The organism is Mesorhizobium sp. C399B (genome assembly GCF_030323185.1).
GTDB lineage: Bacteria > Pseudomonadota > Alphaproteobacteria > Rhizobiales > Rhizobiaceae > Mesorhizobium.
Genome location: NZ_CP100472.1, coordinates 4155709 through 4170713 on the forward strand (window position 1 = coordinate 4155709; position 15005 = coordinate 4170713).

Here is a 15005-nt window from a genome sequence, read left to right on the forward strand (position 1 = left end):
ACTCAGGCAAAGTCCGACGCCACCTCGAACAGGATGGCGTGGCGCGCCGCGAGCGCTGCGACATCGGTCGAATAGCCGCCGCCGATGACACCGCAGACCGGGATGCCCAGCGCGCGGAAATGACCGATCACCATGGCGTCGCGGGCACGCACGCCGTCATCGCTGAGCGATAGCCGGCCGAGCCGGTCCTCGGCATGCACGTCGACACCGGCATTGTAGAAGACGATGTCCCAGTGCGCCTTGGCCGAGAGCTCCGGCAGGAGGACACCCAGCCGTTCGAGATAGGCGCCATCGCCGGTGCCGTCCGGCAGGGCAACGTCGAGATCGGAGGCAATCTTGCGCACCGGATAATTGCGCTCGCCATGCATGGAAAAGGTGAACGCGCGTGGCTCGTCTTTCAGGATGTCCGCGGTGCCGTCGCCCTGATGCACATCGAGATCGACTATCAGGATGTTTTGGGCGGAACCTTCGGCTAGCAGCACCAGCGAAGCGACGGCGACATCGTTGAAAGTGCAGAAGCCCGCGCCTTGCGCACGCCGCGCATGGTGGCTGCCGCCGGCGCTGTTGCAGGCAATGCCATTGATAAGCGCCAGTCGCGCCGCCAGCACCGTACCACCGGCGGCGAGTTGCGCCCTGAGCGAAACGCGCGGTCCCACGGGAAAGCCGATCTCGCGCTCGATCTTTTCAGGCACTGAACACGTGATGACCTGGTCGACATAATCAGCCGCATGGGCGAGCTTCAGCCAGGAGGCCGGCGCCGGCTCGGGCATCGACAGCGCCCCCGCATGGATCAGACCCCTGATATGCAAGGCCTGCATCAGCAGCGGATATTTGCTCATCGGAAAGCGATGATTGACGGCGAAGCCGGCATCGTAGTCGGGATGATGGACGATCTGCAGGGGCATGGCTAAAGCAATTCCAGGAAAAGTGTGCAGCGGTTTTCCCGGGAGAAGCGCGTAGCGCTTCCCCTTGGGAATTGCTTAAAACCAGTACTCGGATCCGGCGGGCTCGCGCCAGAAGAACATTTCGGTTGGCCGTCACGGCAAGAGTGATTGCGCGGTGGCCGGAAAATGGGGCACATCGGCTGTTCGATCAAGCCGCAATCAGCAAGGCAGCAGTCCCCTGGACACGGGTGCAATCCCAGCCGACGCGAGACCCTTCGCCGTCACCAACCGTTCGGTGCTCGCCATCGCCGTGCCGATGACGCTCGCCTATCTGACGACGCCGCTGCTCGGCATCGTCGACACGGCGGTGGTCGGGCAGTTCGGCGATGCCGCCCTGCTCGGCGGCCTGGCGGCCGGGGCGCTGGTCTTCGACGTGGTCTTCAGCACCTTCAATTTCCTGCGCTCCGGTACCACCGGCCTCGTCGCCCAGGCGTTTGGGCGCGGCGACGAACTGGAGGAGCAGGCGGTGTTCTGGCGCGCCGTGCTGATCGCGGTCGCCGCCGGCATCGTGCTTGTCGTCCTTGCGCCGCTGATTGCCATCGCCGGCCAGAAATTCATCGGCGGCGAAGCGCGCGTCGGCGAGGCGATGGGCGTCTATATCCACATCAGAATGCTCGCCGCCCCCTTCACGCTGATCAACTACGCCATCCTCGGCTATGTCCTTGGACGCGGCGAGGGCGGGCTTGGGCTGATGCTGCAGGCGGTGCTCAACGGCATCAACATCGTGCTTTGCATCCTGCTCGGCCTGAAGCTTGGCTGGGGCGTCGCCGGCGTGGCCTGGGCGACCGTCACCGGCGAATGTCTGGCCATGCTGCTGGGTCTCGCCATCGTTGTCTGGCGCTTCCGGGCCGCACCCCGCCTGCCGCGGCATCGCCTGCTCGACATGCCCGCTTTCCTGCGCATGCTGTCGCTCAACCGCGATATCATGATCCGCTCGTTCTCGCTGCTCGCCGCTTTCGCGCTGTTCACCCGCCAGGGCGCGCAGTTCGGCACGCTGACGCTGGCCGCCAATGCCGTGCTGATGAACTTCTTCCTCGTCGCCGGCTATTTTCTCGACGGTTTCGCCACCGCGGCCGAACAGTTGGCGGGACGCGCGATCGGCGCACGTGCCGAGACGGCGTTCCGCCGGGCGGTACGTCTGACCTTATTCTGGGGGTTCGGCCTCGCCGGAACCGCCACGCTGATCTTCTGGCTCGGCGGCGCCGGCCTGATTTCGTTGATCACCACGTCGCCGGATGTTCGTGCTGTTGCCGACATCTATCTGCCGTGGGCGGCACTGACACCGCTGAGCGGCGTGCTGGCCTTCCAGATGGACGGCGTCTTCATCGGCGCTACCTGGTCGCGCGACATGCGCAACATGATGCTGGTGTCGTTCCTGGCCTTCAGCGCCGCATTGTTCAGCTTGGCGCCGTCTCTCGGCAATCACGGCCTGTGGGCGGCGCTGCACGTTTTCCTGCTGGTGCGCGGCTTCAGCCTGCTGGCCATCCTGCGGCTCCGGTTGCGCACGGCGTTTTAGAGCGGCCTGGCAGCCCACTGATCGAGCCGGCTGTCGCGCAGTTCGCGCAATGATTTCAGCCGCTCCTTGTCGGCAAATCGCACCATCCCGGCAAGGATGCGCCCCGGCAGCGCCGGCCCGGCATAGATCATGCCGGTGTAGAGCTGGACGAGATCGGCGCCGGCGCGGATTTTCTCCAGCGCGTTCTCGGCCGAATCGACGCCGCCGACGCCGATAATGGCGCGCTCCGGCCCGAGCAATTTGCGCATCTTGGCCAGCACGATGGTCGAAAGCTCGAACAGCGGTTTGCCGGAGAGCCCGCCGGTCTCGCTGGTGGCGCTACGCAATCCGGTTCGCGCCAGCGTCGTGTTGGAGACGATGACGCCGTCAATCTGCTTCTCGCTGACTTCGGCGGCGATGTCTTCAAGCTCGGCCTCGACCAGATCGGGCGCGATCTTGAGGAAGAGGGGCGGCTGCGCCGAAGCTGCTGCACGCACCGACATGACCCGAGACAACAGTTCGCCGAGCTGTTCGCGCGCCTGCATGGTGCGCAGGCCGGGCGTGTTGGGCGACGAGATGTTGACGGTGAGATAGCTGGCGTATTTCGCAAAACGGGAAACGCCCAACTCATAGTCACGGACACGATCGGCGCTGTCCTTGTTGGCGCCGATGTTGACGCCGACAATGCCGCCGCGTCCCTGGCGCGCGGCAAGGCGTTTTTCCGCCGCCTCGTGGCCCTCATTGTTGAAGCCCAGGCGGTTGATCACCGCATCATCCTCAGTCAGCCGGAAAATGCGCGGCTTCGGATTGCCGGCCTGCGGCAGCGGCGTCACGGTGCCGACTTCGGCAAAGCCGAAGCCGAGGCCAAGCAGCGCGTCGGGCACCTCGGCGTTCTTGTCGTAGCCTGCGGCCATGCCGAGCGGATTGGGGAAGGCGATGCCACAGAGGCTGAGCTTCAACCTGTCGTCGCGCACCGTCCGCGCGCCGACCGGCAGACCGCATCGCAGCGCCGCGATCGACATGCCATGCGCCGTTTCCGGATCGAAGGTGAACAGCAGTTTCTGGCCGATGCGATCGAACACGATCATTCGGCCTCCAGCGCCGGGAATTGATGGGCGCCGTCGGCCCCGAGCGGCAGTGGCCGCACCCACAGCACGGCGCTCATATCGAGCACGCCATAGAGATGCGGGAACAGCGCGCCGCCCCGCGAGACCTCGTATTTCAGCGCGTCACCGAGCAGCGCCCCGTCGATGGCGATCAGCAGCAAATCCATCTGGCCGGCGAAATGCTTCGCCGCCGTCTCCCTGACCTGATCAGCGGTGGAGAAATGGATGAAGCCGTCGGCGATATCGATCGGAGCGCCGGTGAAACGGCCGTTTTTCTCGGCCTCGCGCCAAAGCGCTTCGGGCGCGATCTTGTAGATAATCTGAGACATGGTTGCGCTATAATCCGAACCGATCATGCGGGGAAGGGCAACTCGTCCGCATTTACGGCGCAAAGCTGTGATAGGTTGCGCATACTGGCTCGTGGAGGATGGAACATGCGTCTGCAGCACATACTGATCCCCGCCGCACTGGTCTCGCTGGTTGCGGCATCGGCCTGGTCCGAAGAGACCGACCGCTACCGGCTGGAAAAATCGGCCAACGGCTATGTCCGCATGGACACCCGGACCGGCGCCATGTCGATCTGCGAGGAGCGCTCCGGCCAGCTCGTCTGCAAGATGGCGGCCGACGAACGCGCCGCCTTCCAGGACGAGGTCGAGCGTTTGCAGGCCTCGATGAAGGCCATGGACGAACGCGTCGCTAGGTTGGAGAATTCGCTGTCGGCCCGTCTCGAGTCGAAATTGCCGAGCGAAGAGGATTTCGACAAGACGATGAGCTATATGGAGCGCATGCTGCGTGGCTTCATGGGCATCGTCAAGGAGATGGACAAGGATGACGGCGCCAATCTCAATTCGAAAAAGACCTGAACTGCCCGGCGGGGAAATGCCCCGTCCGGCCATTGCCGCTTGAAACAAAGCGCTTCGCCGCATAATCGTCCGGTCCCGTAAAAGCCGATAATCAATAAGGGATTTGGGGAGGAACATTTGCCGTCGGGCTACACCTTCGTCATTGCCGACGACCATCCGCTGTTCCGCGGCGCCTTGAAAGAGGCGCTTGCCGGCGTCGGCGATGTCGCCGCCATTCACGAGGCCGGCGATTTCGAAAGTGCCAAGGCCCTGGTCGTGGCCAATGAGGATGTCGACCTGGTGCTGCTCGACCTGTCGATGCCGGGCGCCAGCGGCCTGTCCGGTCTGATCGCGCTGCGCGGCATCCACCCGGCGGTGCCGCTGGTGGTGGTGTCGGCCCACGACGACCCGGTGACCATCCGGCGCGCGCTCGATCTCGGCGCATCCGGCTTCATCTCCAAATCGGCCAGCATGGAGGAGATCCGCGGCGCCGTGCAGACGGTGCTGGCCGGCGATATCGCCGCGCCCGTCGGCATCGACCTCGGCGTCGAGCGCGACCCCGAAATATCCGACCTGATCAAGCGGCTGCAGGCGCTGACGCCGCAGCAGACGCGTGTCCTCGGCATGCTGGCCGAAGGCCTGCTCAACAAGCAGATCGCCTACGAACTCAGCGTCTCCGAAGCGACGGTCAAGGCGCATGTCTCGGCCATCCTGCAGAAACTCGGCGTCGACAGCCGCACCCAGGCGGTGATCCAGCTGTCCAAGATCGGCAGCGATCCGTTGCAGCCAGCAGGCTAAAGCTATTCCAGGAAAAGTGCGTAGCGCTTTCCCTTGGGAATTGCGCAAAAACAAAGAGATAGGACTCTACTCGGCCGCCGACGCCAGCGGCCTGACCCTGGCCATCATCGAGCGTAGCACGGCCGGCTTCAGCGGCTTGTTGATCACCGGCACGTCAATGGCGGCGGCAGCGGCACGGACCTCGGTGGAGCGGTCGGCGGTGACCAGCACGGCCGGCAGGTCCGAACCATGGATGTCACGCAGGCGCGCGATGATGTCGAGGCCGCTTCTGCCATCGAGATGATAGTCGGCAAGCACGATGTCGGGACGATCGGCCCTGCCAAAATCCTCCGAACCCGAAAACGTGCCGACGCTGCAGCCCCAGCCTTCGAGCAAAAGCCGCATGCCATCGAGAATGCGAGGGTCGTTGTCGATGCACATGACGCGCAGGCCGGCCAGCGAATTCGCGGTGCGGGCAGGCGCCTTCGGCTCGACCTCGCGCCGCGGCGCCTCAACCGCCGCAACCGGCAGGATAACGGAAAAGCGCGTACCCTTGCCCGGGTTGGAAAAGATCTGGATCTCGAGCCGCAGTACCCGCGCGATGCGGTCGACGATGGACAGGCCAAGGCCGAGACCTTCGGCTTCGCGCACGCCTTCGTCCAGCCGGGTGAACTCGTTGAAGACCGTGTTCAGCTTGTCGCCGGCAATGCCGATGCCAGTGTCGATCACCTGGATTTCGGCGAGTTCGCCGCGCCGTCGCACGCCGACCAGGATGCGGCCATGGGGGGTGTATTTGATGGCGTTGGAGACCAGATTCTGGATCAGCCGGCGCAGTAGGTTGCGGTCCGTCATCACGCTGAGCGACGAGGCTATGATCGTCAGATCGAGTTTCTTTTCGGCGGCGAGCGGCTGAAAATCATTGCCGATCTGGCGCAGCAGCCCGTCCAGGCGGAAGGCGCTGTCGTCCGGTTTCATCGCGCCGGCGTCGAGGCGGGAAATGTCGAGCACGGCGCCCAGGATCGTCTCGACCGATTCCAGCGAGGATTCGATGTTGATAGCGGCCTTGCCGGCCGGGCCCTTGCCGGCCTTTTCGATCAGCGACGAGCAGTAGAGCCGGGCGGCGTTCAGCGGCTGCAGGATGTCGTGGCCGGCGGCGGCGAGGAAGCGCGTCTTGCCCAGATTGGCCTCCTCGGCCAGCATCTGCGCCTGCGCCAGCTCCTCATTGACCCTAGTCAGTTCGATGGTACGCGTCTTGACCCGCTGCTCCAGCGATTCATTGGCCCGCTTCAGCGCCAAATCCTGTTCGACGCGTCCTGATATGTCGGCATAGGTGGCAACGATGCCACCGTCCGGCATCGGGTTGGAACGCAGTTCGAGGATTCGGCCACTGGTCGTCAACTCCATCTGCCATGGGCTGACGAAGCTGGTCAGCCGGTTGAGCATCGCCACGCGCTGGTCGGCCGGGATATCGCCGCGCTCGGCGAGGTGGCGCAGGATGCGGTCGAGCGAGACGCCGACCTGGCCCATCTCGTCGGGCAGGTCGAACAGCGCGCGATATTGTCTGTTCCAGCAGATCAGGCGGAAATCGCGGTCGAAGACGGTAATGCCCTGTTCCATCTGGTCGAGCGCGATCTGCAACAGGTCGCGATTGTGCTGCAGCGCTTCGGTGGCGTCATCGAGCAGGCGGAAGGCGTCCTTGGACTCGCGGTCGTTGCGGCGAAACAGCAGCGACAGGATCAGCCGCGCCGAAGACGAGCCGACAGCGCTCGCCAGCAGCTGCTCGGAAAAGCGGATGACATCCATGCTGGCCTGCTCATTGCCGTGCAGCGAGACGCCAGTGCTCTTTTCGAAGGACTGGAAGGAGCGCTCGGTGCGCTCGACGCCGAGGTAGCGCGAGATGGTGTCTTTCAGCACGTTGACGGTGATGGCGGTGCGGAAGCGGCGCAGGCTGGGCATCGGGCCGGATTCGCGCGGCACGAAGATCGACGCCTGGATACGCTCCAGCGGTACTGACGCGCGCGACAGCGAGCCGAGCACGAAGAACAGCGTGTTGACCGACAGGCTCCAGAGCACGCCGTGGTTCAACGGTTCGGCGACGGTGCCGAACAGAGCCTGCGGCCGCAGCGCCTCGAAACCGAACAACCCCTGCACGACGATGTCCGCGTCGGCTGCCGAGAGCGACGGCAAAAGCAGCGTATAGCCCCAGACGAGGATGCCGGCGACCATGCCAAGGGCCGCGCCGCGGCCATTGGCGCCGCGCCAGATCAGCCCGCCGATCAGCGCCGGCGCGAATTGGGCGATTGCCGCGAACGACATCAGGCCGATCGACGACAGCCGCGCCGAGTTGGTGCTTTCGCGGTAGTAGAGGAAGGCGATGAACAACAGGATGAAGATGGCGCCGCGCCGCACGTTGAGGATCAGCGTCGACCAATCCTCATTCTCAGAGGTCGTGGTCTTGAGCAGGCGGCGCACGAACAGCGGGATGACGAGGTCGTTGGAGATCATGATCGACAGCGCCACGCTTTCGACGATCACCATGGCGGTCGCCGCCGACAGCCCACCGATGAAGGCGGCCATGGCGAGGAAATCATGGCCGCCGAACAAGGGCAGCGCCAGCACATAGAGGTCACTGGTGGTTTTGGTGCCGACCAGCGCCAGGCCGGCGAAGGCGATCGGCAGCACGAACAGGTTTATCGCCACGAGATAGAGCGGGAACACCCAGGTCGCGGTGCGCAGTTCGGCCTCGCCGCGGTTCTCGACGATGGTGACGTAGAACTGGCGCGGCAGCATGATGATGGCAAAGCCGCTCAGGCAAGTCAGCACCAGCCAGGTGGCGAGCGAGGTGTCGTAGCCCATGGCCTGCCGCACCTGGCTGTTTTCGGCCAGCTTGTCGATCATGTCGCCCGGGCCGCCGAAGATCAGGAAGGTGACCATCAGGCCGATCGCCAGGAAGGCGGCGAGCTTGACCACGGTTTCGACCGCCACCGCCAGCACCAGCCCGTCCTGGTGCTCGGTGGCGTCGGCATGGCGGGTGCCGAACAGCACCGCAAACAGCGCCAAGAGCATGGCCACCACCAGCGAGATGTCGCTGACGAAGGGATCGAAGGAGGGCGGCGATCCCGTATAATGCTCGACCATCAGGCCGACCGAACCGGAGATCGCCTTCAATTGCAGTGCGATATAGGGCACCGCGCCGATGGTGGCGATCAGCGTGGCGATCGCCGAGACGGCAAAGCTCTTGCCATAGCGGGCGCCGAGGAAGTCGGCGATCGAGGTGATCTTCTCGCTCTTGGCCAGCCGCACGATGCGATTGAGCAGCGGAAAGCCGAACACGAACACCAGCACCGGGCCGGTATAGATGCCGAGAAATTCGAGGCCGCGCTCGGAGGACAGGCCGACCGAGCCGAAGAAGGTCCAGGAGGTGCAGTAGATGGCGAGGCTGAGTGCATAGATGAAGGGCCGGGCGTGGCCGGGTCCCGACGCCGTCGACCGCCGGTCGCCAAGGCTAGCGATGGCGAACAGCAGCGTCACATAGGCGACGGCAATGATGACGATGAACCAGCCCTGCACGGCCCGAAAATCCTCCTCGGCCAGCTTTCACCCCGGCCTGCCCAGAGGCAATCACAGCTCTAAGGTCAAGTCCATCGCGGCTTTCGGCGCATGGTCGCGACGCTGCCCTGTCGAACCGTGAACCAAGGTAAGGAGAAAGCGGTGTTTTCCAGCTTTTGCTTCTGTTGCAACCGCAGGTTTTTGTTATGGTGCGCACGGGCCGACGCCGGAGGGACGGCGGCAGCGCGGTCCGTCACGACAAGGAGGGTCGAATGCTGAAAGAATTCCAGGAATTCATTTCCAAAGGAAATGTGATGGACCTTGCGGTCGGCGTCATCATCGGCGCGGCCTTCAGCAAGATCGTCGATTCTCTTGTCAACGACATCATCATGCCTTTCATCGGCGCACTTGGTGGCGTCGACTTTTCCAACTACTTCATAGGCCTCTCATCAACAGTGCATTCGACCAATCTTGCCGACGCGCGTAAGGAAGGCGCGGTGTTCGCCTACGGCAATTTTATCACCGTGGCGCTGAATTTCGTCATCCTGGCTTTCATCATCTTCCTGATGGTCAAGGCCGTGAACAACATGCGCAAGCGGCTCGAGCGGGAGAAGCCGGCCGCACCTGCGGCTCCGCCACCGGCCGACGTCGCTTTGCTCACCGAAATTCGCGATCTCCTCGCCAGGAAATAGATAAGGCCAGATTTCTGGACCAAAACCCCGGTCGTTCGCGGCCGGGGTTTTCTGTTGCCGCATCTGCTAAGAGCATCCGCCAATGCATGTCGCCCACAAGTGCGCAGCGGTTCTGGATAATGACATGCATCAAAGCAGACATCAAAACGGACCTGTTCATGACCCTGATCGATAGCTTGCGCGCCGAAGCGGTGGCCGCCCCCGAAAGCGGCATTGTCGCCGTCGTCAATTACGGCCGTTCGCGCGAGGGCATGATCCCGCTCTGGGCCGGTGAAGGCGATTTGCCGACGCCTGCCTTCATTTCGGAAGCCGCCGCCAAGGGGCTCGCCAATGGCGAGACATTCTATACCTGGCAGAAAGGCATTCCGGAGTTGAGGCAAGCGCTTTCTCGCTACTATGCCAGGCATTTCGGCAAGAGCTTCGCCGAAGAGGAATTCATCGCCACCGGTTCCGGCATGCATGCCATTCAGTTGGCATTAGCCGCGGTCGCCGGCAGCGGCGACGAGGTGGTCTATCTCTCCCCGGCCTGGCCGAATTTCGCCGCCGCCGCCGGTATTTCCGGCGCTACCCCGGTTGCGGTCACGCTCGACCAGTCGGGCAATGGCTGGTCCTGCGATGTCGACAAGATTGCGGCTGCGGTGACGCCGCGCACCAAGGCGCTGTTCGTCAACACGCCATCGAACCCCACCGGCTGGACGGCCGATAAGGAAACGCTGCAGGCGATCCTGAATCTCGCCCGCCAAAAGGGCCTGTGGATCATCGCCGACGAGATCTATTCGCTGTTCCACTACGGCCACGGCCGTGCGCCGTCCTTCCTCGACATTTCGACCGCGGAAGACCGCATCCTGTTCGTCAACTCCTTTTCCAAGAACTGGGCGATGACCGGCTGGCGCGTCGGCTGGATCAAGACCCATCCCGAGCTGCAGCAGGTGTTCGAGAACCTGATCCAGTATTCGACCTCAGGCGTCGCCCAGTTCATGCAGCGCGGCGCCGTCGCGGCGCTGGACCACGGTGATGCCTTCATCGTCGAGCAGGTGGAGCGCGCCAGGAAAGCGCGCGACCTGGTCTGCGATATTCTCGGCGCAACCGGCAAAGCGCGCTTCACCGTGCCGCAAGGCGCGTTCTATTTGTTTTTCACGGTCGACGGCATCACCGATCCGCGCCGGGCTGCTTTCGACATCGTCGACAAGGCCAATGTCGGCCTGGCGCCGGGCACCGCCTTCGGCCCTGGCGGAGAGGCGTTTTTGCGCCTGTGCTTCCACCGCCGCCTCGACCAACTCGAGGAAGCGGCACACCGGCTGGCGGGATGGATGAGGACGGTTTGAGGTGAATGGCCGGCGGCTTCAGCCGCCCGACTTCGGCACCAGCAGCGGCACAATCCGGTCGCTCTTGGCGACACTGGGCCGTCCGGCGGAGCCGTAGGGAATGCCCAGCGCATCCCATGTCTCGACCAGCGCGTCCTGCAGTCCCGCAATCAGGGTATCGGTATGGAACGGCGTCGGCGTGATGCGCAGCCGCTCGGTGCCGCGCGGCACGGTCGGATAGTTGATCGGCTGGATGTAGATGCCGTGCACGCCGAGCAGACGGTCGCTGGCCATCTTGCAGAGTTCGGGGTCACCGACCAGCACCGGCACGATGTGTGTCGGCGATTCCATCACCGGCAGGCCAGCTGCAGACAGAACCTCCTTGGTCCGCGACGCCTGGCGCTGTTGCGCATCGCGCTCGGCTTGCGACCGCTTGAGGTGGCGGATGGACGTGGTGGCGGCGGCGGCGACGGCCGGCGGCAGCGCCGTGGTGAAGATGAAGCCCGGCGCATAGGAGCGCACCGCGTCGATGACGGCGCTGTTGCCGGCGATATAGCCGCCCAGCGTGCCGAACGCCTTGGCCAGCGTGCCTTCGATGATGTCGATGCGGTCGGCCAGCCCCTCGCGCTCGGTGATGCCGCCGCCGCGCGGTCCGTACATGCCGACGGCATGGACCTCGTCAATATAGGTCATGGCGTTGTAGCGTTCGGCCAGTTCGACGATCTGCTTGATCGGCGCGATGTCGCCATCCATCGAATAGACGCTCTCGAACACGATCAGCTTGGCGCGTTCGCGGCCCGCCACCTGCAACAGGCTTTCGAGATGCGCGACGTCGTTGTGGCGGAAAATCTTCTTTTCGGCGCCCGAGCGCCGTACGCCTTCGATCATCGAGGCATGGTTGAGCTCGTCCGAAATGATCAGGCAATTGGGCAAAAGCCGCGCAATGGTCGAGATCGAGGCCTCGTTGGAGACGAAGCCGGAGGTGAAGACGAGCGCGGCTTCCTTGTCGTGCAGGTCGGCCAGTTCCAGCTCGAGTTCGACCAACGGGTTCGAGGTGCCGGAAATGTTGCGGGTGCCGCCGGCGCCCGAACCCATCTTGCCGGCCGCGTTCTGGAAAGCGGCGATGACATCGGGGTTCTGGCCCATGCCGAGATAGTCGTTGGAGCACCAGACGGTGATTTCCTCGGCGCGGCCGTTGGAACGCCAGATGGCGCGCGGAAACTTGCCGACAATGCGCTCGAGATCGGCGAAAACCCGGTAGCGCCGCTCGGCGTGGAGCTGGTCGATCGCTTCCTCGAAGAACCGCTGATAGTTCATGTCGCCTTCCCAGTTTTGCGCGGGATCATAATCGTTGGCCCATTCGTCGTCCACCGGGCCGTTTTGGTCAAAATGCCACGCCCCAAGCCTGTTCCTAACGATGCCAGATCGTGGCCTATTCCCTTGATGTGGATCAATTTTGTTTCCGTACGATGCCACAGGCCGGTGAGACTGTTACGGATTTAACATTCAGGCGTTTCTAATGGCCTTGCCGCAGGCTTTCCAGTAAGGCGGTGATTGAGACAGTTTCCGATAAATCATGAGTAAAAGAGGACGCGGATGACGGTTTTGGTAACGGGCGGCGCCGGCTATATCGGCAGCCACATGGTCTGGGAACTGCTGGATGCCGGCGAGAGCGTCGTCGTTCTCGACCGCCTTTCCACGGGCTTCGAATGGGCGGTAGCGCCGGAAGCCAAGCTTGTCGTCGGCGATGTCGCCGATAGGGAATTGGTCGGCCAGATCATCCGGGATAACAAGGTCGACGCGATCATCCACTTCGCCGGTTCCATCGTGGTGCCGGAATCGGTTGCCGATCCGCTCGCCTATTACGAGAACAACACCTCCAAGACCCGCACGCTGATCGAAACCGCCGTGCGCGAGGGCGTGCCGCATTTCATTTTCTCCTCGACCGCCGCCGTCTATGGCGGCGCCGGCCTGGAGCCGGTGCGCGAGGATGCCCGCCTGGCGCCGGAATCGCCCTACGGCCTGTCCAAGCTGATGAGCGAATGGATGCTGCGCGATGCAGCGCTTGCGCATCCCTTGCGCTACACGGCGCTTCGCTACTTCAACGTCGCCGGCGCCGATCCCAGGGGCCGGACGGGGCAGTCGACGCCTGGCGCCACGCATCTGATCAAGGTCGCCTGCGAGACCGCGCTCGGCAAACGCCCATTCATGCAGGTGTTCGGCACCGATTATCCGACGCCGGACGGCACCTGCATGCGCGATTATATCCATGTCAGCGACCTGGCCGCGGCCCACAGGCTGGCGCTGCAGCGCCTGCGCGCCGGCGGCGGCAGCCTCGTCGCCAATTGCGGCTACAGCCACGGCTATTCGGTGCTCGAGGTCATCGACAGCGTGCGGCGCGCCTTCGGCCGGGATTTCGAGGTCAAGATGGGCGACCGGCGCCCCGGCGACGCCGCCGCCGTGGTTGCCAATTCGGACCTTGCACGCGCCGAACTCGGCTGGACCCCGCAACGCGACGACCTCGACCAGATCGTCGCCGATGCACTCGCCTGGGAGCGTATCCTCACCGGCAAGAACTCCGCGCGGGGCTGAGCCGGGCACTTCCGAGGGCTCGCAAGGCCCGCGGCGAAGCGCTATTGAAGCAATGGCGGTGCGGCGTGGAGGCGCTGTGCCGCGAAGAGGGGGTGGCATGAAGATAACGGTGCTTGGAGCCGGCGTTGTCGGTACCGCGGCCGCCTATTATCTGGCCGCCGACGGCCATGAGGTCACCGTGATCGAGCGCCATCCGGCGCCGGCGCGCGGCACCAGCCAGTCCAATGCCGGTCTGGTGTCGCCGGGCGACGCCACCGCCTGGGCCTCGCCAGCGGCGCTGAAGACCTTCCTGCGCGCTCTCTGGAACCATGATCTCGGCATCAAGGTCAGGCTGCGCTTCGACCCCTATTTCCTCGCCTGGAGCCTGCGCTTCCTGCGCCAGTGCACGGTGGAGCGCCTGCGCGCCAACAGCCAGGTCAAACTGCGCCTGGCGCTCTATTCGCGCGACTGCATCAACGCGCTCTCCGACGCCACCGGCATCCACTATGACGAGCGCAAGAAGGGCATTCTTTATTTCTTCCGCTCGCAGCACAGTCTCGACACCGGCACCGACAACTACCAGTTTCTGGCGAAGCATGGCCTGCCGATCGAGATCGTCGGCCGCGACCGGCTGGTCGAACTTGAGCCCGGGCTCGCCGGAGTGAAGGAAAAGATCGCCGGCGGCGTTTATTCGCCAATCGACCAGACCGGCGATTCCAGGATATTCGTCGATGGGCTGGCCGCCTATGCCGCCGAAAAGCTCGGCGTCAGATTCCTGTTCGACACCACGGTCGAGGGGCTCGACATAGAGGGCGATCGGGTGCGTGCGGTCATGACGTCGGCCGGCCCGGTGACGGGCGACGCCGTCGTCATCGCCATGGGCCCCGAGAGCGGCCTGATCGGCCGCCGCTACGGTATCGACCTGCCCGTCTATCCGGTTAAAGGCTATAGCGCGACCATCCCGCTGGAGGACGAGAGCAAGGGACCGACCATGGGCGGCGCCGACGAGGACCGGCTGGTTGGTTACTCCAGGCTCGGAAACCGCCTGCGCATGTCCTCGACAGCCGAGTTCACCGGCTTCGACCGCAGCTTCAAGCCCAGCGACTTCAAGTCTATGCTGAGCACCGGCAAAGACCTTTTCCCTGGCGCTTTCGACGAGAAGAAGGCGCTGTTGTGGTCAGGTCTGCGGCCGATGATGCCCAACTCGGTGCCGGTCATCGGCAAGGCGAAATACAAGAACCTTTACCTCGACACCGGCCACGGCCATGTCGGCTGGACCATGGCCTGCGGCTCGGGCAAGTTCCTGGCCGACCTCGTCGCCGGCCGCAAGCCGGAGATCGACCCGCAAGGGCTGGTCTACGGGAACTGAGGGAGCTCTAGTCGTCGTGTTGGCATCGAGTCCATTCGCCGTGCACCCATTCGGCAAGCCATCCGCGCTCAAGCTGGCCAATCTGTGCCAAGTTTTCCTGCCTGGAGGTCAAATGGCCGAGACCGATAACTTCGAAATCTCCACAGTCCGCGGGATGATCATGTTCGCCGCAGGTCAGTTGCCACTCACCATCGAAATGATGAACGACCAGCGTCACCGGCCTCTCCGATCGAAAGACGTGCCCACATACAATTGCTCTGGTTTCCAACATTGAGGCCGTCACTGCGCAAAGTTTGACAAATATCGTACGACGATCTGGAAGATGCATCTGGCTGACAGATTCTACAAACCCTGAG

13 protein-coding genes are annotated in these 15005 nt (G+C 63.8%); 7 read left to right on the forward strand and 6 right to left on the reverse strand.

Annotation, left to right across the window (positions count from 1 at the left end):
• Nucleotides 1-2: 2 nt before the first annotated feature.
• The gene (locus NLY36_RS19915) at nucleotides 3-905 is read right to left on the reverse strand and encodes a histone deacetylase family protein (RefSeq protein ID WP_023696687.1); all 903 of its coding nucleotides are present in this window, start codon (nucleotides 903-905) and stop codon (nucleotides 3-5) included.
• 217 nt (nucleotides 906-1122) lie between these two features.
• On the opposite strand from NLY36_RS19915, the gene NLY36_RS19920 reads away from it, so the two are divergent.
• Complete coding sequence (locus NLY36_RS19920) at nucleotides 1123-2460, forward strand: MATE family efflux transporter (protein ID WP_023696686.1); 1338 nt, start codon at nucleotides 1123-1125, stop codon at nucleotides 2458-2460.
• Here NLY36_RS19920 and NLY36_RS19925 read toward each other — a convergent pair.
• Nucleotides 2457-3527, reverse strand: a complete 1071-nt coding sequence (locus tag NLY36_RS19925) for a quinone-dependent dihydroorotate dehydrogenase (protein ID WP_023736125.1) — start codon at nucleotides 3525-3527, stop codon at nucleotides 2457-2459. The genes NLY36_RS19920 and NLY36_RS19925 overlap by 4 nt on opposite strands.
• On the reverse strand, nucleotides 3524-3874 hold the full coding sequence (locus tag NLY36_RS19930; protein WP_023669645.1) for a DUF952 domain-containing protein: 351 nt from the start codon (nucleotides 3872-3874) through the stop codon (nucleotides 3524-3526). The genes NLY36_RS19925 and NLY36_RS19930 overlap by 4 nt, the downstream gene beginning before the upstream one ends.
• A gap of 105 nt (nucleotides 3875-3979) precedes the next feature.
• On the opposite strand from NLY36_RS19930, the gene NLY36_RS19935 reads away from it, so the two are divergent.
• Together NLY36_RS19935 and NLY36_RS19940 are read left to right on the forward strand one after the other, a co-directional pair.
• Nucleotides 3980-4408 (forward strand): hypothetical protein, encoded by a 429-nt coding sequence (locus NLY36_RS19935; RefSeq protein WP_023726826.1) that lies wholly within the window; start codon nucleotides 3980-3982, stop codon nucleotides 4406-4408.
• Between the two features lie 117 nt (nucleotides 4409-4525).
• Complete coding sequence (locus NLY36_RS19940; protein WP_023703427.1) at nucleotides 4526-5185, forward strand: response regulator transcription factor; 660 nt, start codon at nucleotides 4526-4528, stop codon at nucleotides 5183-5185.
• A gap of 66 nt (nucleotides 5186-5251) precedes the next feature.
• Here NLY36_RS19940 and NLY36_RS19945 read toward each other — a convergent pair whose 3' ends face one another.
• On the reverse strand, nucleotides 5252-8734 hold the full coding sequence (locus tag NLY36_RS19945) for a hybrid sensor histidine kinase/response regulator (RefSeq protein ID WP_023736124.1): 3483 nt from the start codon (nucleotides 8732-8734) through the stop codon (nucleotides 5252-5254).
• A 251-nt stretch (nucleotides 8735-8985) separates the two neighbouring features.
• Between NLY36_RS19945 and mscL the strand changes: the two genes are divergently transcribed.
• Together mscL and NLY36_RS19955 are read left to right on the forward strand one after the other, a co-directional pair.
• Complete coding sequence (gene mscL, locus NLY36_RS19950; RefSeq protein WP_023681933.1) at nucleotides 8986-9405, forward strand: large conductance mechanosensitive channel protein MscL; 420 nt, start codon at nucleotides 8986-8988, stop codon at nucleotides 9403-9405.
• Nucleotides 9406-9563: 158 nt separating this feature from the next.
• Nucleotides 9564-10730 (forward strand): pyridoxal phosphate-dependent aminotransferase, encoded by a 1167-nt coding sequence (locus NLY36_RS19955; RefSeq protein ID WP_023736123.1) that lies wholly within the window; start codon nucleotides 9564-9566, stop codon nucleotides 10728-10730.
• A gap of 18 nt (nucleotides 10731-10748) precedes the next feature.
• Here the strand turns inward: NLY36_RS19955 and hemA are convergent, their stop codons facing one another.
• On the reverse strand, nucleotides 10749-12026 hold the full coding sequence (hemA, locus tag NLY36_RS19960) for a 5-aminolevulinate synthase (protein ID WP_023736122.1): 1278 nt from the start codon (nucleotides 12024-12026) through the stop codon (nucleotides 10749-10751).
• 279 nt (nucleotides 12027-12305) lie between these two features.
• On the opposite strand from hemA, the gene galE reads away from it, so the two are divergent.
• Both galE and NLY36_RS19970 read left to right on the forward strand, forming a co-directional pair.
• The gene (galE, locus tag NLY36_RS19965; protein WP_023669652.1) at nucleotides 12306-13301 is read left to right on the forward strand and encodes a UDP-glucose 4-epimerase GalE; all 996 of its coding nucleotides are present in this window, start codon (nucleotides 12306-12308) and stop codon (nucleotides 13299-13301) included.
• A gap of 97 nt (nucleotides 13302-13398) precedes the next feature.
• On the forward strand, nucleotides 13399-14649 hold the full coding sequence (locus NLY36_RS19970; protein ID WP_023736121.1) for a D-amino acid dehydrogenase: 1251 nt from the start codon (nucleotides 13399-13401) through the stop codon (nucleotides 14647-14649).
• A 7-nt stretch (nucleotides 14650-14656) separates the two neighbouring features.
• Here NLY36_RS19970 and NLY36_RS19975 read toward each other — a convergent pair whose 3' ends face one another.
• On the reverse strand, nucleotides 14657-14866 hold the full coding sequence (locus NLY36_RS19975; protein WP_031203497.1) for a hypothetical protein: 210 nt from the start codon (nucleotides 14864-14866) through the stop codon (nucleotides 14657-14659).
• Between the last annotated feature and the right edge of the window lie 139 nt (nucleotides 14867-15005).

Excerpts from the sequence above, each read along its gene's own strand:
- NLY36_RS19915 (WP_023696687.1), bottom strand. The coding sequence starts at position 905 with ATGCCCCTGCAGATCGTCCATCATCCCGACTACGATGCCGGCTTCGCC.
- NLY36_RS19925 (WP_023736125.1), bottom strand. The coding sequence starts at position 3,527 with ATGATCGTGTTCGATCGCATCGGCCAGAAACTGCTGTTCACCTTCGAT.
- NLY36_RS19930 (WP_023669645.1), bottom strand. The coding sequence starts at position 3,874 with ATGTCTCAGATTATCTACAAGATCGCGCCCGAAGCGCTTTGGCGCGAG.
- NLY36_RS19935 (WP_023726826.1), top strand. The coding sequence starts at position 3,980 with ATGCGTCTGCAGCACATACTGATCCCCGCCGCACTGGTCTCGCTGGTT.
- mscL (WP_023681933.1), top strand. The coding sequence starts at position 8,986 with ATGCTGAAAGAATTCCAGGAATTCATTTCCAAAGGAAATGTGATGGAC.
- NLY36_RS19955 (WP_023736123.1), top strand. The coding sequence starts at position 9,564 with ATGACCCTGATCGATAGCTTGCGCGCCGAAGCGGTGGCCGCCCCCGAA.
- hemA (WP_023736122.1), bottom strand. The coding sequence starts at position 12,026 with ATGAACTATCAGCGGTTCTTCGAGGAAGCGATCGACCAGCTCCACGCC.
- galE (WP_023669652.1), top strand. The coding sequence starts at position 12,306 with ATGACGGTTTTGGTAACGGGCGGCGCCGGCTATATCGGCAGCCACATG.
- NLY36_RS19970 (WP_023736121.1), top strand. The coding sequence starts at position 13,399 with ATGAAGATAACGGTGCTTGGAGCCGGCGTTGTCGGTACCGCGGCCGCC.